This window comes from Streptomyces sp. NBC_00539 (assembly GCF_036346105.1).
Lineage (GTDB): Bacteria > Actinomycetota > Actinomycetes > Streptomycetales > Streptomycetaceae > Streptomyces.
Genome location: NZ_CP107811.1, coordinates 1,543,927 through 1,563,957 on the forward strand (window position 1 = coordinate 1,543,927; position 20,031 = coordinate 1,563,957).

Here is a 20,031-nt window from a genome sequence, read left to right on the forward strand (position 1 = left end):
CGATGCCCGCGAGCCCTGATGGGCCCATCATCCGGCGCGGGAGGCGTGCGGCATACCCGTGTCCGGTACCGGCCGCTGATGAGGGGTCAGTAGGGGCGCCGGGAGCGGCCGTCGTACCCGCGCAGCAGGACGACGGCCAGCGCGGTCGCCACGGCGGGCAGGACCGCGAAGCCGGCCAGCATGCCGAGTTCGGCGGTGGCGGTCTGAGGGGCGGCGCGGCCTGTGCCGGAGGAGACGTAGCCGCAGAACTGGAGGACCAGGCCGTACAGGAGGGGGCCGACGGCGACGCCCAAGCCCTCGCCGGTGCTGAACAGGCCTGACAGCACGCCCGCCTGACGGGACGTGGGCTCGGCCGGGTCCCGGGCGATGCAGTCGGGCAGCATGGCGTAGAGGAACAGGAGCTGGCCCGCGTGGCCGGTGCCGGCCAGGGCCATGGTGAGGAGCACCGCCCCTTCGGGCAGCGCGGGGGCCGCGAGGAAGAGCAGGCACCCGGTGGCGAAGAGTGCCGAGGCGAGCATGTGTCCGCGGCGGCCGCGCAGCCGTGACCACAGGGGCATGGTCAGCAGGTTGGGTGCGACGAACGCCGCGACCAGGGCGCCGACGCCGGTGGAGTCGTGCAGGACGTGCCCGGCGAAGTAGGGGGCGCCCGCCAGCAGGACGCCCGTGGCGACGGACTGGACGACCACGCACCGCAGCAGGGCCATGAAGGCCGGGTTGCCGCGCGCCTCGGCGAACCGGCGGCGCAGGCCCGGCTCGCTCTCGCGGGACAACGGGACTGCGTCCGCGATTGCTTGCGCGCCTGCTTCCGGGCCGACGTCCGGGCCTGCTTCCGGAGCCGCGCCGCGAACGCGGGGCGTCCCAGACGTGCCGGACGTGCCGGCCGTGCCGGCGAAGACGCAGAGCGTGCCGAGCGCGATGACCGCGCCGCCGAACACCCCGACCCAGCGGTGCCCTGCGAGGCCGCCACCACCGGCGTCGACGAGGGCGGGGCCGGCGGCGCCGGTGACCAGTGCGGCCACGCCGATGACGGCGACCCGGCCGCCGGCCAGCCGCATCCGCTCGCGGTGCACGGAGGTGAGCTCGGCGGGCATGGCGACGTACGGGACCAGGAAGAAGGCGAACGCGGTCGCGGTGAGCAGGTAGCCGGCGGCAGTGAACCAGGCGCCGGCGGTGCCCGCGGCCGGGCCGGCGAAAGTGAGCGCGAAGGCCAGGGCCATCACGAGGCCCCCGGCGAGTACGTACGGGCGGCGCGAGCCCCAGCGGGTGCGGGTGCGGTCGCTGGCCCGGCCGACGAACGGGTTGAGGAAGGCGTCCCAGGCCTTGGGGAGGAAGACGACCGCGCCGGCCAGCGCGGCGCCCACGCCCAGGGTGTCCGTGAGGTAGGGGAGCAGGAGCAGCCCGGGGAGGGTGGTGAAGGTCCCGGTGACCAGTGACCCCGACGCGTACCCGAGCCGGAGCCGGGCGGACAGGCCGACGGCGGACGCGGCGGGCGCGGCGGATGCGGCCGGTACGGCGGGCGCGGCAGGTGCGGGGGACGGGGCCGGTACGGCGGGCGCGGCAGGTACGGGGGCGACCCGGGTGCGCTCGGACCCTGTGGTGGCCATCGGGCGGTTCCTTCCGACACGTGGAGCGGAGCTGACTGCCCCGCCCCACGGGCTGGGGGGGCCTCGGGGGCGGGGCTCGCAACAGGGTGCGCCTCCCGTCATGGGCCCCGCTAAAGCCGGGACCGGCCGAGCGGCGCCGAGCCGAGGGGCACGAGTTCCTGCCATGCACCTTGCTGCCACCGTGACCGCCTGGCCCGCCCTTCGACCGGCGCTCCAGCATGGCTCCAGAGAATGGAGAGGGACATGACAGTCGACAATGGGACGGCCATAGACGGGTGGGTGCTCGCGGGCACCCGGCACCTGATCCACCGTCCGCCCTCGCGGGCCCACTACGGCCTCGACGTCCCCAGCCTGGGCGAGGAGAACTTCACCCTGGTGGGCGCCACTCCCGTCGCCCATCCGCTCTTCAACGACGGCCCGGCCCACTTCCACGACATGCAGATCGCCACGGAGACGATGGGCGAGATCGGCGCGTTCGTCGGGCAGCGCTACTACGGCGTGCCCGAGGACCGGCCGGGCCTCTTCTACCGGTTCACCCTCAACCTCACGGACCTCGCCGCCTGGCGCTCCGAGGGCCCCGGCGCCGGCCCGGTGCCCATGGCGACCCGGATCAGGGCGAGGCCCGCGAACGTGGTCGCCGAAGTGCCGCGCGGGCTCGACTTCCACATCGAGGTCGCCCTCGGTGACCGGCCGTGCGCCACCGGGTCGGCCGGCCTGGTGTTCCTGATGCCGAGGCTCTACCGGCGGCACGTCGAGCACTCCCGGCAGGCCCTGCGGGCCGCGCCCGAGCTCGACGACGCCCCGGACGGGCCGCTGTGCCCGGCCGGCGCCCGCGAGGTGGGCCGCTACGCCACCGAGAACGTCGTCGTCAGCGAACCGGCCGACGCCTCGCGCGGGCGGATCAGCACCTGGTTGCTCGGCACGGGCCTGAGCCCGGTCTTCGCCGGTGAGGACGGCCGGCTGTCCGGTCTGCACGTACTGGAGGCGCTGCGCCAGGCGTCACTGCTGGCCGCGGGGCGCGCGCACGGTCTGGACGCGCGCCGGAGCACGCTCGGCGCCTTGCAGGTGCACTTCCGCGGACAGGCGGAGCACGACATGCCGCTGCGCTGCGTGGCGGTGGCCGGGCCGCTCGCGCAGGGCGTCGACGGCCGGCCGGCCGTACCCGTCACCCTGACCCTCACCCAGCGGCGCCGAGCGGTGGCCGAGGCGCGCACCGCCGTGGTGCAGGACTACTGAGCGGCATGCTCTTCCGGATTCTGGGACCCCTGGAGGTCTGCGCCGACGCCGATCCCGGGACCTCGCACGCCCCGCACGCCGCGAAGTTGCGGGTCGTGCTCGGGACCCTGCTGGTGCGCGCCGACGAGGTGGTGTCGGTCGGCACCCTCATCGACGAGCTCTGGCCGGACGCACCGCCGCGCACCGCGACGACCACCCTCCAGGTGTACGTGTCCCACTTGCGCAAAGTGCTCCGTGGCGCCGACCCGGACCACGGCGGGGCGGCGCTCGTCACCCGCCGCCCCGGTTACGTGCTGCGGGTCGGGGCGCGGGCGCTGGACACCATGGCCTTCGAGGAGCTGACCCGGCGCGGCCACCGGGCCCTGCGGGAGGGCGACTTCGCGGGCGCCGCGGAGTCCCACCGGCAGGCCCTCGCCCTGTGGCGGGGGCCCGTGCTGTCGGACACCCCGCACGGGCCGGTGCTGGACGGCGCCGCCGTACGGCTGAACGAGGCCCGGGTGACGGCGCTGGACGAGCGGATCCGGGCCGAGCTGCACCTGGGGCGCCACCGCGACCTGCTCGCGGAGCTGCACGAGTTGGTGGCGGAGCACCGGCTGCACGAGGAGTTCCACGCGCATCTGATGGTGGCGCTGTACCGGTGCGGGCGCCAGGCGGAGGCGTTGCGGGTGTTCACGCTGCTGCGGCAGACCCTGGTGGAGGAACTGGGCATCGAGCCCGGCCCCGCCTCCCGCGAGCTCCAGCGGCGCATCCTGGAGGGCGATCCGGCGCTGTCACGGCCGGGGGCGCGCGAGACGGCTGCCACCACCGGGTCGGGCCCGGCCGCGTGGTCCGCCGCGCCGGGGGCGGCGCTGCCCGGGAGCGATCCGTACTTCACCGGCCGGGCGGGCGAACTGGCCGAGCTGGAGCGGCTGCTGCGCACCGCGCCAGCCGGCGGCCGGGTCGCCGTGACGGGTCTGCCGGGCACGGGCAAGTCGGCCCTCGCGGTGGAGGCCGCGCACCGCGTGGCGGACGCGTTCCCCGACGGCCGCCTCTACCTCGACCTGCGCGCGGACGCCGACGGACCGCCGCACCGGGCGGTGGACCGGCTGCCGCAGGCCGGTCCGCGAAGGCCGGCGGGTGACGGCCCGGCGGCCGGGCCGCGGCGGGTGCTGCTGGTGCTGGACCACGTCGCCTCCGAGACGCAGGTGCGGCCGCTGCTGGCCGCCGCGCCCGACGCGGTGGTGCTGCTCACCGCGGGCCGGGTGCCCGCCGGGCTGCCGGGCCTGCGCTCGGTGGTGCTCGGGCCGTGGAGCCGGGAGGAGGTCCCGCGGCTGGCGGGGCTGTTCGCGGTCCGGGGCGCCCCCGGCGGGGTGGACGCCGCGGATCCGGACGCCGTCGCGGAGACGGCCGAGCTGTGCGGGCGACTGCCCCTTGCCGTGCGTGCCGCGGCCGCGCAGCTCGCGGCCCGCCCGCACTGGACGATCGCCGCCCTGGCGGACCGGCTGCGCGAGGAGCGCGGGCGGCTGGACGCGCTGCGGACCGGCGATGTCGACGTACGGGCCCGCCTGTGCGCGGCGTACGCGGCCTGCCCCGCACCCGCGCGGCGTGCCTTCCGGATGCTGGGCGCGCTGCCGCCCGGCCGGTTCGGGCCCCGGGAGGCGGCCGCCGCGCTGGACGTGGGCGAGCGGGAGGCGGCGGTGGCCCTGGAAGCCCTGGCCGACGAGCGGCTGGTGGCGCTGGAGCGGGACGGCTGCCGGCTGCCGGAGCTGCTGCGGCTGCTGGCGGCGGAACTGCTGGCGCGGGAGGAGCCGCCCGAAGTGGCGCGGGCGGCGGCGGAGCGCGTGTGCCGGGCGTACGCCGATGCCGCGGCGGAGCCGGGCCGGGCGCCGGACGCCGCGGCGCGCGGGCTCGTACACCTGGCGCGGACCGCGTACGAAGCGGGGCTGTGGGAGCTGACCGTACGGCTGACGGACGCGCTGGGCGGCTGGGTACGGGAAGACCTGGAGGCCGCCTACGGCCTGGCGCTGGACGCCGCCGAGCGGTGCTCGGACCGGGCGGCGCAGGCGCGGATGCTGCGTGCGCTGGCGGACCTCGCCTGGCAGCACCGGCGCATGGAGCGGGCCCGCGAACTGTACGGCTCGGCCCTGGACCTGGCCCGCGGGGCCGACGACGGGGAGGAGGCCGGGCGGGCCCTGGTGGGGCTGGCGGAGCTGCGGCTGGACGCCGGGGCGGCGACGGACGCCGCGGCCCTGCTGGAGCCCGCGCTGGCCGCCCTGACGGGGCCCGGCCGGGCCCGGGGGCGGTACGAGGCCAGCCGTACGCGGGCGTTGCTGGCCCTGGCGCAGGAGGAGCCGGAGACCGCCCGGGCGTGGTTCAGGGAGTGCCTGGAGCTGGCGGGCGCCCTGCGCGACCACCGCCTGGAGGGGTACGCGCGGCGCTCGCTGCGGGCCCTGGGCACCGGTCCCGCGGCGGGCCCCGGGGGTGCCGTGGAGGTCCGGCCGGGCCTGTGGCGGCTGTGCCCGCGGCCGCACGCAGCCCCGGTCCGCGCATGAGCGGCCGCCCTGCCCGTCCACCGGGCACGCCCCCAACCGGGGCGCCCGCCCCTGACGTTCGGAGAACCATGTCGGTATCGCTGGGCCCGCTCACGGAGCTGGTCGGCCGGGAAGTCGAAGGCGCCGTGCTGCGCGAGCGGTTGCGGGATCCGGCGGCGCGGCTGGTGACGTTGACCGGCCGGGCCGGCGTGGGCAAGAGCGTGCTGGCGGCCGAGGCCGTGCGGGCCGTCGGCGCCGCGTTCGACGTGGTCGGCGTGGTGGACGCGGTCGCTGTGGTGGACGCGGTCGCGGACGGCGAGGCGGCGTTGCTCGAAGCCGCCGGTCCGCTGCCGGACGGAGCCGGGCGGGTGCTCGTCGTACTGGACGGCTGCGACCATGCGGCGCGCCCGGCTGCGTCCGGGGCCGCGGCGGCGCTCCTGGCCGACCCGCGGGTGGTGGTGCTGGCCACCGCGCTGGAGCCGCTCGGCGTCTACGGGGAACAGCTGCTGCCGCTGGCTCCGTTGCCCGTCGCGGCACCCGGTCCGCGCGGGGCGGCCGACCCCGAGGAACTGCAGGAGGTGCCCGGCGTCGCCCTGTTCGTGCGGCGCGCCCGGGACGCGGATCCGTCCTTCGCGCTGACCCTGGAGAACGCCGGGGCCGTGGCCGAGCTGTGCGCCCTGCTCGGCGGCCTGCCGCTGGCGGTGGAACTCGCGGCGCGCCGGCTGCGGCTGTTCCCGCCCCATCTGCTGCTCTCCCGCCTGCGCGGCCGTATGACGGCGCTGGGCGGAGGACCGCAGCAGGCGCCCGAGCGGCACCGTTCGCTCGCCGCCCTCGCCGAGTGGAGCTGCCGCGGCCTGGACCCGGCGGCGGCCGACGCACTGCGGCAACTGAGCGTCTACGAACCGGGGTTCGGGATGCCGGCGGCAGGGGTGGCGGCCGAGGACGCCTTCGAGGCGCTGCTGGAGCGCGGCGTGGTGTCGGTGGTGGGCGAGGAGCGGGGGGAGCTGCGCCTGGCCGTGCCCGAGCCGGTGCGTTCGTACTGCCGGGACGCGCTGGTGGAGTCGGGCGGCGAGGCCGCCGCCCTGGACGCGCACGCGGAGCACTACCGGCTGCTGGTCGGCTCCGCGCAGCCCGCCCTCGCGGGGACGGAACAGGCGCTGCGCCTGCGCGAGTTGGCTGCCGAGGCGGACAACGTGGCGGCGGCGCTGCGGTGGCTGCGGGAGCGGGGCGACGGCGAGGTCGTCGCCGCGGTGGTGCTGGGCTGCCGGCTGCCCTGGCTGGCGCAGGGGCGGCTGCGGGAGGGCCTGGAGTGGTGCGACGCGGCCGCCGAGCCGGCCGGGCCGGCGCTCGCGGACGCCCTGCGGGCCCGGCTGGCCGACATGTCCGGCGTCTTCGCACTGGCCCTGGGTGACCCGCAGGAGGCGGTGCGCCGCCACCGGCGCGCCCTCGCCCTGGGCAAGGGGGTCGGTGACCGGCGGCAGAACGCGCTGGCCTCCGCCCACCTGGGGGCGGCCCTGCTGGGAGCGGGGGACGTCCCCGGCGCCCGGGCGGTGCTGGTGACCTCGCTGAGCGCGCTCGAATCGATGGGCGTCACCCGGGGCGCGGCGGCGGCGGCCGCCTCCCTCGCCGCCGTCCTGCGGGCCGACGGGGACCGGCGCAAGGCGCTGGAGCTGCTGGAGCGGGCCGAGGAGGCGTTCCGCCGGATCCGGGACGGGCGGGGCCTGGCGGGTGCGCTGCGGATCTCGGCGGCGATGGCACTGGAGGGAGAGGAGCCGCAGCGCGCCGACCGGGCCCTGCGGGAGGGCCTGCGACTGTACGGGGACGTCGGGGAGCTGACGGAACTGCCGGGCCTGCTGGAGGAGTTCGCGCTCCTGCTGCTGCGCACGTCGCCCGCGCAGCGGCCCCGGTGCGTACGGCTGCTCGCGGCGGCGGACACCCTGCGCGGCCGGACGGGGGCGCGGGTGCCCGACGAGTGGCGTTCGGAGGCCGAGCGGGCCCGTACGGAGCTCAGTGCCCGGCTGGACTGGACGGACTTCGCCGTGGCCTGGGCGGAGGGGGTGCGGATGACCGCGCCGACGGCCGTGGCGGAGGCGCTTTCGGCGCCCGGGCCCTCACGGCGTCCAGTGGTGTCGGCCGCCGCGGAGGCGCAGTCCCTCACCCCCCGCCAGGTCCAGGTGGCGCTGCTGGTCGCGGAGGGTCTGACGAACCGGCACATCGCGGCCCGTCTGGACATCTCGGAGTGGACCGTCGTCAACCACGTCCGCCAGGTGATGCGGCGCCTGGGCTGCACGTCTCGGGTGCAGGTCGCCGGGGCGGTGGGCCGATGGGCATGACCGGTCCCACCGTGTACGGCGCCTTGGACCGTCCGGGTCCCACCCCGGCCCGTCCCATGGACATCAGCCCGCCCGACGAGGTCGCCGCCCGGTTCCGCGCGGCCGGCTGGTGGCGGCCACAGACCTTCCTGGACGACTTGTACCGTACGGCGGCCGTGGCTCCGCAGCGCCCGGCGATCGTCTCGGAGCGCGCCCACCGGCCCGCGGAGCGGCGCCGGGTCACGATCGGCTACGGGCGGCTCGCCGCGTACGTCGACCGGTTCGCCGCCGCCCTGCAGTCGCTCGGGGTCGTACCGGGCGACCCGGTGGCCTACCAGCTGCCCAACTGGTGGGAGACGGCGGCGCTGACCCTGGCCTGCCTGCGGGCCGGGGCCGTCGCGGTGCCGGTGCTGCCGACCGTACGGGCGCACGGGCTGCGGCGGATCCTGGACAGCACCCGGGCCCGGGTGTGCGTGGTGCCCGACGTCTGGGAGGGCTTCCCGCACGCCGAGGCGCTCGCGGACCTCGCCCCGCGGCTGCCGTGGCTGCGTCACCGGATCGTCCTCGGGGACGCCGCGGCGACCGGGGCGGTCGATTTCGAGGCGTACTTCCGGCGCACCGCGCACGAGCGCACCGCAGCGGGCCGGCCGGCCGGGCCGCGTCCGGGCCCGGCCGACCGGCCCGCGCTGCTGATCAGCGTGATGGGGCTGAGGGACGCCTACACGTCGGTGGTGCACTCCCCCAACACCCTGTACGCCAACATCAGTACGCAGCACGAGCCGCGGGGGCCCGGACGCCGGCCGGGCGAGGTCTTCCTCAGCACGCTCCCGCTCACCTCGCTGGCCTCGCTGATCTACACGGTGTACTGGCCGCTGGCGGTCGGCGGCACCGGCGTCTACCAGGACGTCTGGGAGCCGGGCCGGTGCCTGGACCTGATGGCGGCGACCGGGGTCGACCAGGTCAACGCCGAGCCCGCCTACCTGTCGGAGCTGCTCACCGTGCAGCGCCGGCGGCCGCGGCGGACGGACCGGCTGCGGCTGGTGCTGTCCGGCGGGCGCACCAGCACCCCGGAGCCGCTGGCCGCCGGGTTGCGGGAGGTGTTCGGGGTGCCGGTGCTCTCCGTGTGGGGGGCGCCCGAGCTGGGCATGGGGACCCTGTCCGGGGACGTCGAGCACGGGCGGGACGGCGTCAGCGCGCTGACGGGCCTGGAGTTCTCGGCCGCCCCGGGGACGGGGACCTTGACGGTGCGCGGGCCCTCGGTGTGCCTGGCCACCTGGCCGCACGGCACCGCGGCCCCCCGGCCCACGTGGGAGCACGACGACGGCCGCCTCGACACCGGTGACCTGGCCACCGCAGGACGGCACGGCGGGGTGCGGGTCGTGGCCCGGGCAGGCGAGCGGACCGGGGCCATCTTCATGGTGCCCGTCGCCGAGGTGGAGGAACGGCTGCTGACCCATCCCCGGGTACGGGAGGCCGCGGTCGTCGCCTACACCGATCCGGAACACGGGGAGCTGCCGTGCGCAGTGGTGGTCCCGGCCGCGCAGGACCGGCCGCCGGGGCCGGCGGAGCTGCGCGAGCACCTCGGCGGGCAGGGCGTCGCGGAAGCCTTCCTCCCGACCCGGCTGGAGATCGTCGGAGCGCTGCCCCGCGACGACCACGGCCAGGTCCGGCGCGACGCGCTCCGTGGCTGGCTGGCGCGACTGCGGCCCGGCGAACCCCGACCGGCGCCGGACACGGCGTGAAGCGCTATTCGCAGCCGGCCACGCGGCGGGCGAACGCCGCCAGTTCGGTGCGCCAGTGGGGGGCGAGGGGGGCGGCGGCCACCGCCGCGTCGGCGCGCTCCAGGAGTGCGGCGATGGTCTCCTCGGCACCGGCGCGGGCCCGCTCGTCGAAGAACACGTCGCGCAGGAACTGGGCGTCGCCGCCGAAGCCGGGGCCGCCGCGCAGGAAGCCGCGGATGCGCCAGGCCCCGTGCAGGGCGCGGGCGTACTCCTCGTAGCTTTCGCTCAGGTCCTCGCGGCCCGCGAGCGCGGCGCCGATGAGCAGGGCGTGCCGCAGGCCGTACCAGCCGGCGCCGCAGCCGCTGCCGCAGCCGGAGACGCACTGGCCGGGCCACGCGTCGTCGAGGTACTCGGTCGCCGCCGCGGCCTCGACGTGGGCGCCGATGGCCCGTTCCGTACGCAGCTCGTCCCACCACCGCCAGGCCTCGTACGGGAGCCGGACCGCGAGCCGGTCGCCGTAGGCGAGGGCGAGGTCCCCGGCGAGGACGGCGGTTCCCTCCCCGAACCGGCGGGGTTCGCCGCGCCAGCCGTTGCGTTCGTGCTCGGCGGCGTGGCTGATGTGCAGGGTGGGGATGCCGCGCCGCAGCGGCGCGTTGTCCCGCACGTCCTCACGGATCATCAGGCAGGTGTCGAGGAGTTCCAGCGCGGCGGCCGCGGCGACGGCGTCCTCGCCGTCCGGGTCACCGCCCGCGGCGAGGTAGCCGGTGAGGCAGATGACGGGGTGCGCCCGCTCGGCGCCGGCCTGCACCAGTTCGGCGACGCCCGCCACCAGTACGGCGCTCCGCGGATCGCAGGTGCGACGGGCCCGGTGCTCTTCGGCGAGCAGCCGGGCGAGCCGTTCCTCGACCCGGTCGAGCATGGCGTCGCGCACCTGTGCGGGTGTCTGCGTGCGCCACGGCTGGTGGTCGGTCGGTGTCGTCATGGTGCCCTCCCTGGTGGGCTACGGCCTCATGACCGACTTTCCCCGACGCCGCTCAAGGGGACCATCGAGGAACGCTACAGAGGGCGGCCCGGGGGGAGGCGGCGGCCCGGTCCGCCAGTTGTCTGTCACCCGACGGCACCCCGGGAGCCGACCTTGCCATGAGCTTGCCATGCCCCCTCCGTCCCACCGCTCACCCCGCTCGCCCCCCGTCACCGGTGACCCTCCGCGTCCGGCTGTCAGAGGGCCGTGGCACTCTCGGTGGTTCACCGGCCCGACGGACCGTGCGCCGGCCTCGTCGCGGCTGCGCCGGCGGCGGGGATGCTCGCGACCGGGCCCCCGGCCCGGGGTGGGGTTTCCCCGCCCCGGGCCGGGTGCTCCGGTCACGGCCCGCGCCGACCGCCTCCGGCTCAGACCAGTTCCGCGACCCCCAGGTGGAAGTCGACGGGCAGGGCCTGGCGGCCGGGGATGTCCAGTTTGCGGTAGACGCGGGTCAGGTGCTGTTCCACCGTGCTCACGGTGATGTAGAGCTTCTGCGCGATCTCCCGGTTGGTGTGGCCGTGTACGGCGAGCAGGGCGACCCGCTTCTCCGAGTCGCTGAGGCTCGCCACGAGGTCGGCGTCCGGGCCGTCGGCGCCCTCTCCGGGGCCGGGGCTGTCACCGGTGTGCCCCGGCAGGATCTTCACGCACAGGGCTTCGGCGCCGCACTCCTTGGCGACGTGCCAGGCCCGCCGGTTGACCATGGCGGCGCGGGCCGGTTCGCCCAGCTCCCGCAGGACCTGACCGAAGTCGGTCATGGCGCGGGCCAGTTCGTACTGGTCGCCGGAGCGGTGCAGTTCGTCGACCGCCTTGGCCAGCAGCGCCTGCCGCTCCTTCGGTTCGCGCAGCGATGCCCGCAGCCGCAGGGAGATGCCGCGCACCCAGGGGTCGTCGGCGTCGCGGGTGGTGAGCTGGTCCGCGAGGAACCGTTCGGCCTGGTGGGCCTCGCCGAGCCGGATCAGGGCCTCCGCCGCGTCCGTGCGCCAGGGCAGCACCCGGGGCCGGTCCAGGCCCCAGCGCCGCATGTGGCGGCCGATGTCGAGGAAGTCGCCGAGGGCGGCGTGGAAGCGGCTGGTGGCCAGGGCGTGCTGGCCGCGGGCGCGCAGGTAGTTCAGGCCGTGGACGCTGCCGGCCGGCTTGTCGGGGACGGGCCGGCTGAGGACGGCCGCGGCCGCCTCGGGGCGGCCCATGGCGGTGTACGCCCGCACCAGGGTGCCGGCGACCCCGCTGAGCAGGGCGCTGCCGCCGCGCTCGGGGACGGCGCGCAGCGCTCCCTCGGCGGTTTCCGCGGCGCCGGTGAGGTCGCCCAGGCGTAGCCGCGCCTCGGCGAGCAGCCCGGAGAACTCGGCCTGCCAGCCGGTGGCGCCGCGCTGGCGGGCCTGACGGACGAACCCCTCGCACCACGGCAGGGCGCGGGCGGCGCCGTGCAGGTGGAGGAGGGTGCGCAGGGCCTGCACGACGGGTTCGACGGTGCCTTCGGCGAGGGTGGCGCCGCGCAGGAACAGTTCGGCGGCGTGGGCGGCGGCGGCTTCCTCCGGCTCTGCGGGCAGCGCCCACAGGGCCGCCGGGTGGGTGGCGGTGCGGGCGGGGCGGCCCGTGAGGGGGGCGCCCCGGTCGGGGGTGGCGGTGCGGTCGGGCGCAGTCCACTGGGGGAACGCCGAGAGGCCGTCCAGTGGATCGTCGCCGGGGACTTCGCCGGGCCGGCGGGTCGCGGCGGGGCGCCGCCCGTCGGCCGCGCCCATCTGTTCCAGTACGGCGGCCGACTCGTCGATGCGGCCCTGGGCGGCCAGGATCCGGGCGAGGGGGCCGAAGGAGCGCGGTTCGAGGCGGCCTTCGGCGAGGGCGGCCAGGGGTTCCAGGAGGTGGCGTTCGGCGGCGGCCGGGTCGGTGCGTGCGGCGACGGCGGCGAGCCTGATGCCGATGTCGGCGCGCCGGGCGTCGTCCGGGCAGGCTTCGCGGGCGAGCCGCAGGAGGGCGGCGGCCCGGTCGGGGGCGCCGTCGGCGAGGTACTGGTCGGCGGCGGAGCGCAGTACGGGCAGGGCCCAGTCCTCGGCGGTGTGCCGGGCGGCGAGCAGGTGGCGGGCCACTTCGGTGTCGGGCGCGCCCGACGCGCGGGCCAGCAGGGCGGACCGGCGGTGCAGGTCGCTGCGGGCGGCGGGGTCCATGCGGTCCAGTACGGCGGCGCGGGCGGCCGGGTGGCGGAACCCGGGGCCGTCGAGCAGGCCTGCGGCGTCGAGGGCCGCGACCGCCCGGGCGGCGGCGGTGTCGGTGGTTGCACCCAGCCGGGCGAGGTGCGAGGGGCTCGCGAGCGCGTCGAGTGCCGCGATCGCCTCGGCCAGTTCGGTGGTGGCGGCCCCGCAGCGGTGGAGGCACGCCAGTACCGCTTGCGCGTAGGCGTCGCCGGGCCGGATCAAGGGGTCCTGGAGCAGGGCGCGCAGCAGCAGCGGGTTGCCGCCACTGGCCTGGTGCAGCCGGCCGGCCTCCGCTTCGGTGCGGTCGGGGAACATCGCGCGGACCGCCTCGGGGCGCAGGCGTTCGAGCCGGAGCCGCACGAAGTGGGGCAGCCGGAGCAGTTCGGTGCGCAGCAGCGGGTCGGCGCCGCGTTCGTGGAGGGACTCGGTGAACACCAGGAGGATCCGGGCCTGCCGGCTGCCGCGCGCGAGGTGCAGCAGGTGGCGGGTGGAGAGTTCGTCGACGTGGTGGAGGTCGTCGACGCAGATCACCACGGGTGCGGTGGCGCTGAGTTCGCGCACGGACAGCGCGAAGGCCTGCATGGCCTCGACCCGGCCCGCGTCGGCCGCCCGCGGCGGTCGGGGCAGCGTTCCGGCCGGGGCGTCGGCGGTCAGCTGTCGCAGTACGCCCAGCGGATCGCCCTTTTCGGCCGCCGTTCCCATACCGCGCAGTACGGCACAGCCGCGGGAACGCGCCTGCGCGGCGATTGTTTCGAGGAATTCGCTTTTCCCGCAGCCGACGGCCGCTTCGACGAGAAGTAATCCGGCGTTCCCTTCCGCGCAGCCTTCGATCTGCGCATGGGCAAGGGATAGTTCCTCGGCACGGCGGAACAACACCATAAGAGTCCCCCAGTGTCCCCGGTCCGCGCGTCCGTTTAAATGAACGAATGCGGATACAGGAATGATCGAGCAATGCTTGAGCGAGAAATCAGGCCTCAGTGTAGGCCTGGGCCCGACTCCTCACGGTGTCCGGAAGCTGCCAGGCATCAATCCCCGCGGCCGGTCGCGGGGAAGATGCGGCGGGGGACGCTGCGCGGGTGGCCGGGGGTACGCCACTCGCGCGGGTATCCGACGGACACCTCTTCGAAGCGCACGCCGTCGTGCCACGTGGTGCGCGGGATGTGCAGGTGGCCGTAGACCACGGCGGCGGCCCGGAAGCGCCGGTGCCAGTCGGCGGTCAGCCCGGTGCCGCACCACTGGGCGAACTCCGGGTGGCGCAGCACACGGGTGGGATTGCGGACGAGGGGGAAGTGGTTGACGAGCACCGTGCGCAGCTCGGGATCGCAGGCGGCGAGCCGTCGTTCGGTGTGGGAGACCCGGGCCCGGCACCAGGCCTCGCGGGACGGGTAGGGGTCCGGGTGCAGGAGGAACTCGTCGCTGCACACCACCCCCGCCGCGTAGGCCTCTTCGAGGGCCTGCTCCTTGGTGGCCGCCGAGGGGGTGCGGAAGGAGTAGTCGTACAGCAGGAACAGGGGCGCCACGACGAGGGGGCCGCCGGGGCCGGACCAGACGGGGTAGGGGTCCTCGGGCGTGTGCACGCCGAACGAGCGGCAGATGTCGACGAGCAGCCGGTAGCGCGCCTCGCCGCGGGGGCCCTCGGGGTCGTCGCGCAGCGTCCACAGGTCGTGATTCCCCGGTGCCCAGATCACCGTGGCGTATCGCCTGGTGAGCAGTTGGAGCACCCACCGTAGGTCTTCGGGTGACTCTCCGACGTCGCCGGCGATGACGAGCCAATCGGCGGGGCTCTCGGGATACAGCTCCTCGACGATCCTGCGGTTCTCCGGGAATGCGACATGGAGGTCGCTGATGCCCATGAGGTTTCCGTGCGGCATTCCGTGAGTTTGGACGGGCTGCGGCGCACCGGACACCCCTGCCCGGCCCCTGAATTGCCGCCCGGGGTTCCGCGCCGGGCTATGGCAGGCGCATGGCAATGCCGCCCCGCGGCGTGCCAGCGTCGGGGCAGGGGGCGCCCGCACGGGCCCGCGAATGGCAGTGGACTGGCGGCCGGGCGGCCTTCCCGGGCCCGATCGGCCCGGGCGCGGCACCTGTTCCTGGCCCCGGCGGCGCGGTGGCGAGAGCGTGGAGTCGTCAGGCCGACCCCGGCCGGGCACCGATACCGCGACCAGAGGGAATGCCGTGCTCACGAAGCTCCTGCCGGCGGGCGTCGCCACCGCCGAGGCCACCGCCGACCCGGCCGAAGTCTTCCTCTACCCGGAGGAGGAGAACCTGATCCGCAACGCCGTACCTAAGCGGCGGCTGGAGTTCGCCACCGTCCGCTGGTGCGCCCGCCGGGCGATGGACTCCCTCGGGCTGCCGGCGGCTCCGGTGGTGCCGGGCCGGCGCGGTGCCCCGCAGTGGGCGCCCTCGGTCGTCGGGTCCATGACCCACTGCGCGGGGTTCCGCGGGGTGGCCCTCGCCCGCTCGGCGCAGTTCGCGGCCGTGGGCATCGACGCGGAGACGAACACCGCCCTGCCCGCCGGGGTGCTGGAGTCGATCGCGCTGCCCCGGGAACTGCGCTGGACCCGGGAGCTGGCGCGGGCCGTCCCGGAGATCTCCTGGGACCGGCTGTTGTTCAGCATCAAGGAGGCCGTCTACAAGACGTGGTTCCCGCTGACGGGACAGGAACTGGACTTCACCGACGCCCTGGTGAGCATCGACGCCGCCCAGGAGACGTTCCGGGCGCGGCTGCTGCCGGACCCCGCGACCCTCTCGACGGCCGGGCCGCACGCGTTCAGCGGCCGCTGGTCCGCGGTGGACGGCGTGCTGCTCAGCGCGATCGCCGTACCTGCCGCCAGGCCCGTCGCCGCGGCCTCACGGCCCCTCGCTTCGGGCGCCCGGCCCCTCGCCGCGGGCGCCCCGCAACGACGAAGCGCCCCCCGCTTCTGCCCTGCGGGGAGCGCTTGCTGACGAGGGTCGCCGGCGGCGGTGCGGGGTTAACCCCAGCGGTCGTCCTCGGGTACCTGCGGGGCGCCGGTGATACCGCTGTTCCCCGCGATCGTGACCGACAGGTTTAACGCGTTCACCACGACGGACCCGGACATGAACTGCGCCCCCATGACGGCCAGGACTATACCCGCGAGTACGGTCAAGCACATGGCAGAGAATTTGCCCGAAATTACCCTCACGCCTTCCCCCAGTTGAAGATCAGGTTCCGAGCACCCGCACCTGTCCGAATTTTCCGGCTTTGGTGACCCCGGGTGATGCGAATAGAGTGCTCGACATCGATCATTCCCGCCAAGGGGCCGACGCTGGCGTAAAGTTACGTGGCAGCAATTACATCGATCAGTGGGGGCTGAGATGTTCACAGGGGAGGGACCGGATTCAGGCTTCGCAGAGCTGGACGACGTCAGCGCCACCGCGTACGGGCTGGCCGTCGAGTCCGGCCGCTTCGTACGCGAACAGGTCGCCGAGCAGTTGTCCCTGACGCCCGAGGAGATCGACCGGGTCGAGCGCGTACTGCGCGGCGTGCGCCTGCTGCAGTCGATGCCGGGGAACCCCGCCGAACTCACCCCCGTCACTCCCGACGTGGCCGCCGCTTCCCTGGTGGCGCCCGCCGAGCGACAGATCCGCGACCTCCAGCAGGCGGTCACCGACGTACGCGCCAAGCTCCTGTCGCTGACCCCCCTCTACTTCGAGGGCCGCAGGCTGCGCAACCGGCTCGAGGCCTTCGACATCATCACGGACGTCTCGCGGATCCAGGCGATGCTCGACCACCTGAGCCAGAACTGCAAGAGCGAGCTGCTCACGGTGCAGCCAGGTGGCGCGCGGCCGGCCGATCTCCTCGACCAGGCCCGGGAGTCGGCCCTGTCCACCCTGGCCCGCGGGGTGCAGATCCGCACGATCTACCAGCACACGGCCCGCAACGACCTGCCCACCCGCTCCTACGTCCGCGACGTGACCCGGCATGGCGCCGAGATCCGTACCGCCGACGAAGTGATCGACCGGCTGATCATCTACGACCGGGAGGTCGCCTTCCTGCCTGAACGTTCCTCCGTGGGCTGCGCTCCGGGCGCGGCGATCGTCCGCGAGCCGACGCTCGTGGCGTTCCTGTGCTCCGTCTTCGAGTACCTCTGGGACGGCGCGTCGGTCTACGTGGTGGAGTCCCAGCGGTCCACCGCCTCCTCCGACGAGCTGAGGTGGTCGATCATCCGGCTGATGGCGAAGGGGTACAAGGACGAGATGGTCGCCCGCCGGCTCGGCATGTCGGTACGCACCTGCCGGCGCCACATCGCCGACATCACCGAGGAACTGGAGGCGACGAGCCGCTTCCAGGCCGGCTACAACGCGGCCCGCCAGGAGATGCTCTCCGGCGATTCGGCCCCCTCGCCCGGCTGATCGTGCGCGCGCCGGGGCGGGACGCGCCCCGGCCGGACCGGTCACCAGCCCGTGTCCCCGTCGAGCGCCTCCGTGATGGCGTCCACGCAGTCCTGGTCGAGCATCGTCGTCACGTGGGCGTCCTGGAGCCGGCCGAAGCCCGCGTCGTACACGGCGGCGCTGACGACGTAGCCGCCGTCGAGCGGGAAGGTACGGAAGATCCACTCGTCCCCGGTGCCCGCCGTGCCGTCCGGCCGCTGGACGCGTACCGGCCTGCCGTCCGGGCCGAAGCCGAACTCGGTGAACCGGAACTGCATTCCCTGCCCGATGGCCTTGCTGTACGCCTCCTTGAGGGTCCACAGCCGCACCAGCGCGCCGTTGCGTTCCGCTTCCGGCATGCCCGACAGCAGCACCGACTCGTAGGGCGTGCAGATGTGGCGGCCGAGTCCGCCGCTGTACATCTCCCGGTCGGCCCGTTCCGCGTCGACGCCGATCAGGCCGCAGGTCGTCAGGCCGACGAGCAGCAGGTCCTCGGTGTGGCTGAGGCTGATGTCGATCTGGTCGCAGCCGCGCAGGTACGGGCGGCCGGTCGGCCCGTACGCCAGTTCCAGGTCGGCGGGATCACTGGCGAGCACCGCTCCCGCCGCGTGCTTGAGGAGCATCCGGGAGGCGATGTAGCGGTTGCGGACATCGGCGTGCGTCAGGTCCAGGAAGCGCGTCCAGTCGCGGCCGAGCAGCTCGCGCAGCCCGTCGCCGGACGGCAGGCCCGGTTCCAGGTCCCTGAGCCACGCGTAGATCAGGGCGGTTCCGTGGGTGGCGAGGTCCTCCCGGACCCGGTCCCATGACGTGCCCCCGGGAGCGACCGCCACGGGCTCGCCGAGCGGGGGGCCGAGCGTGGGACTGCCCGGGGCGGTCATCAGCGGTACTCCTTCACGAGGGTGTGGATGTCGCGCAGGCTGCGCGCCTCCATCAGGCGGTGCACCGGGACGCGGTGGCCCGACTCCTCGAGGAGCGCCACCAGCCGGAGCAGGTTGAGGGAATCCCAGCCGGGCAGGTCCACCAGTGCGGTGTCGGCGCCCGCCGGGCCGGGGAGGTCCAGGCCGAGGTCGTCGCGGACCGTCCGGAGGAACACGTCGACGTTATCGAGACTCATCCGCCGGCCTTCTCCCCAGGGTCGCGGTGACGCGCACGTGCCCGGGGACGTCCGGCACCCGCGTCAGATCATGGTGGAACTCCACCGAAATGTCCTCGCGCCCTGCTGGAGCAGCCCGCTCCGTGAACCCGCAGGAGGGGTAGAAGTCGCGGACGCGGTGGTTGCGTGCGGTGGGTACGTAGCGGGCGGTCACGGCGGACAGCCCGAGATCGCGGGCGTGGGCCAGCAGCACCGCCAGGACGGCCCGTTCGATGTCGCGGCCGAGCACGCGGCAGCTGAGCCACATGCCGTCCAGCCGCAGCGTCCCCGCCCCGAAGGTGCCGAGCACGGCCGCGACGAGGCCGTTGGCCCCGAACCGGTCCGCGGTGCGGGCGGCGAGCAGCAGCCTGGCCGGGTCGGCGGCCAGCGCCACCAGCTCCGGCTCGAGGTGGCCGCCGCCGGTGAGGTTGAACTGGTTGGTGCGCAGGCTCAGCTGGGACAGGCGTGCGTACTCGTGGGCGCGGGGCGGCCCGAGGTCGAGGGCGACCTCCAGCGCCCGCAGGAACTCCTCGTGGGAGGTGCCGGCGTGGAGCAGCGCCCGGCGCTCGCGTTGGCGGTGGTACTCGCCGGTCCGGGCCCGGTCCTCGTCGGTGAGCCGCAGGGTGTCGAACCAGCCGTCGGCGAGCAGCCGGGTCACGTGCAGCGCCGGTTCGTCGTCGAGGGGCACGACGGCCACCCCGGGCGCGCCCTGGCGTACGCGGGCCCGTTCGGCCGGTGAGTCGTCGGCGAAGACGAGCGCGTCGGGGCCGAGGTCCAGCGCTCGTGCGATGTCGAGGAGGTTGCCGTCCTTGGGCTGCCAGTTGGCGTTGATCCGGACGAAGTCCTGCTCGCGCAGCGTCATGTCCGGGTGGGTGCGCAGGGTCTCCAGGACCGGTTCCTCGTCGTTCTTGCTGCTGACGGCGAGCAGCACGCCCTGGGAGGCGAGTTGGCGCACGCACCTCTGGAAGGCCCCGAAGGCTTCGCCGCGCAGGGTGCCGGCGGCGGCGATGCCGTCGGGCCCGTCCTCGCCGAGCACTCCGTCCCACAGGGTGTGGTCGAGGTCGAGCACCAGGCACTTGCGGACGGGCCCGCGGACGGCGCGCGCCAGGTGGGCGACCTCGCGGGCGTACGCGGCGAGGAGTCCCGCGCCGAGCCGCACCTTGCCGTAGCGCTCCAGGCGGGGGTCGGTGACGGGGCCGCCGTCGCCCACGAGGGGTTCGAGGTCGATCACCACGAGCCGGGCGGCGGACTCGGTCAGGCGCAGCAGCCGGGCGTTGAACTCCCGCCAGACCGCGCCGAGCCGGGCCCGGGAGCGGTGGTCCACCAGCTGCCGGCTGGAGGAGCGGGGCAGCGGGAGCGTGTTGAGCACGAGCGTGCCGGGGACGGCGTCGGCGAGTGCGGCGCACCGGGACAGCACCTCCTCGCCGGCCGCCTCCACGTCCTCGGGCCGCCACACCGCCGGGACCTGCGCGAACAGGGTCTCGGCGTCGAGCAGGCACAGGGTGAGGTCGGGGGCGGGGGTGCGCAGCGGGCTGCGGGGGTCGGTGAGGTCGCGCAGGTACGTGCCGTACTCCCCCACCACCGGCCGCAGCAGCATGCCGTGGCGCGCCAGTTCGCCCGTGAGCGGGTCGATGACGTGGCCGACCGTGGACTGGCCGGTGACGGCCACCGTGACGACGGGGGTGTGCGGGTGGTGTGCCAGTACGGCGTCGGGGTCGACCCGGGCGAGCAGGCGGCCGGCCTTCGCCGGGTCCGCCGCGGCGCCGGTGCCGTGGGAGCCGCCGGTGCCGTGCAGGCCGCCGGTGCCGCTCTGGTCGGTGTCCTGCGCGAGGAGCGCCGGCACCTGGTCGTAGGCCTTCTCCACGAGTCCCCGCGCGTGCAGTTCGCGCAGGCGGTCCAGTGCGTTGGTCATCG

The 20,031-nt window shown here is 75.5% G+C and carries 13 protein-coding genes; 6 read left to right on the forward strand and 7 right to left on the reverse strand.

Features of this window, described 5'->3' with window-relative positions; genetic code table 11:
• Window positions 1–86 precede the first annotated feature (86 nt).
• A complete protein-coding gene (locus OG861_RS06950; protein WP_330261476.1) occupies window positions 87–1,604 on the reverse strand; it encodes an MFS transporter in 1,518 nt (505 codons plus the stop codon).
• A 243-nt stretch (window positions 1,605–1,847) separates the two neighbouring features.
• Between OG861_RS06950 and OG861_RS06955 the strand changes: the two genes are divergently transcribed.
• The 4 genes from OG861_RS06955 (at window position 1,848) to OG861_RS06970 (ending at window position 9,404) form a co-directional block, all read left to right on the forward strand.
• Entirely contained in the window at window positions 1,848–2,840 is a 993-nt protein-coding gene (locus OG861_RS06955) for an AfsA-related hotdog domain-containing protein (protein WP_330261477.1), read from the forward strand.
• Window positions 2,841–2,845: 5 nt separating this feature from the next.
• Window positions 2,846–5,371, forward strand: a complete 2,526-nt coding sequence (locus OG861_RS06960; RefSeq protein ID WP_330261478.1) for an AfsR/SARP family transcriptional regulator — start codon at window positions 2,846–2,848, stop codon at window positions 5,369–5,371.
• Between the two features lie 68 nt (window positions 5,372–5,439).
• Window positions 5,440–7,683 (forward strand): ATP-binding protein, encoded by a 2,244-nt coding sequence (locus OG861_RS06965; RefSeq protein WP_330261479.1) that lies wholly within the window; start codon window positions 5,440–5,442, stop codon window positions 7,681–7,683.
• Window positions 7,680–9,404, forward strand: coding sequence for an AMP-binding protein (locus OG861_RS06970; protein WP_330261480.1), 1,725 nt, complete (start codon window positions 7,680–7,682; stop codon window positions 9,402–9,404). Before OG861_RS06965 ends, OG861_RS06970 begins: the two co-directional genes overlap by 4 nt.
• Window positions 9,405–9,408: 4 nt before the next feature.
• Here OG861_RS06970 and OG861_RS06975 read toward each other — a convergent pair whose 3' ends face one another.
• From OG861_RS06975 to OG861_RS06985, 3 genes are all read right to left on the reverse strand, one after another.
• Window positions 9,409–10,365 (reverse strand): polyprenyl synthetase family protein, encoded by a 957-nt coding sequence (locus tag OG861_RS06975; protein WP_329199439.1) that lies wholly within the window; start codon window positions 10,363–10,365, stop codon window positions 9,409–9,411.
• 407 nt (window positions 10,366–10,772) lie between these two features.
• Window positions 10,773–13,472: a helix-turn-helix transcriptional regulator gene (locus OG861_RS06980; RefSeq protein WP_330261481.1), complete on the reverse strand. Its 2,700-nt coding sequence runs from the start codon at window positions 13,470–13,472 to the stop codon at window positions 10,773–10,775.
• 146 nt (window positions 13,473–13,618) lie between these two features.
• Complete coding sequence (locus tag OG861_RS06985; protein ID WP_443056794.1) at window positions 13,619–14,446, reverse strand: metallophosphoesterase family protein; 828 nt, start codon at window positions 14,444–14,446, stop codon at window positions 13,619–13,621.
• Between the two features lie 322 nt (window positions 14,447–14,768).
• Here OG861_RS06985 and OG861_RS06990 point away from each other — a divergent pair, with 322 nt between their 5' ends.
• Window positions 14,769–15,539: a 4'-phosphopantetheinyl transferase family protein gene (locus OG861_RS06990; protein WP_330261482.1), complete on the forward strand. Its 771-nt coding sequence runs from the start codon at window positions 14,769–14,771 to the stop codon at window positions 15,537–15,539.
• 390 nt (window positions 15,540–15,929) lie between these two features.
• Window positions 15,930–16,967 (forward strand): LuxR C-terminal-related transcriptional regulator, encoded by a 1,038-nt coding sequence (locus tag OG861_RS06995; RefSeq protein ID WP_329199430.1) that lies wholly within the window; start codon window positions 15,930–15,932, stop codon window positions 16,965–16,967.
• A gap of 41 nt (window positions 16,968–17,008) precedes the next feature.
• On the opposite strand, the gene OG861_RS07000 is transcribed toward OG861_RS06995, so the two are convergent.
• From OG861_RS07000 to OG861_RS07010, 3 genes are read right to left on the reverse strand one after another with little or no spacing between them, the layout of a single operon-like run.
• Entirely contained in the window at window positions 17,009–17,863 is an 855-nt protein-coding gene (locus OG861_RS07000) for a 4'-phosphopantetheinyl transferase family protein (protein ID WP_329199429.1), read from the reverse strand.
• Window positions 17,863–18,099, reverse strand: coding sequence for a phosphopantetheine-binding protein (locus tag OG861_RS07005; protein ID WP_329199427.1), 237 nt, complete (start codon window positions 18,097–18,099; stop codon window positions 17,863–17,865). Before OG861_RS07005 ends, OG861_RS07000 begins: the two co-directional genes overlap by 1 nt.
• Window positions 18,086–20,029, reverse strand: coding sequence for an HAD-IIIC family phosphatase (locus tag OG861_RS07010; protein WP_330261483.1), 1,944 nt, complete (start codon window positions 20,027–20,029; stop codon window positions 18,086–18,088). The genes OG861_RS07005 and OG861_RS07010 overlap by 14 nt, the downstream gene beginning before the upstream one ends.
• Between the last annotated feature and the right edge of the window lie 2 nt (window positions 20,030–20,031).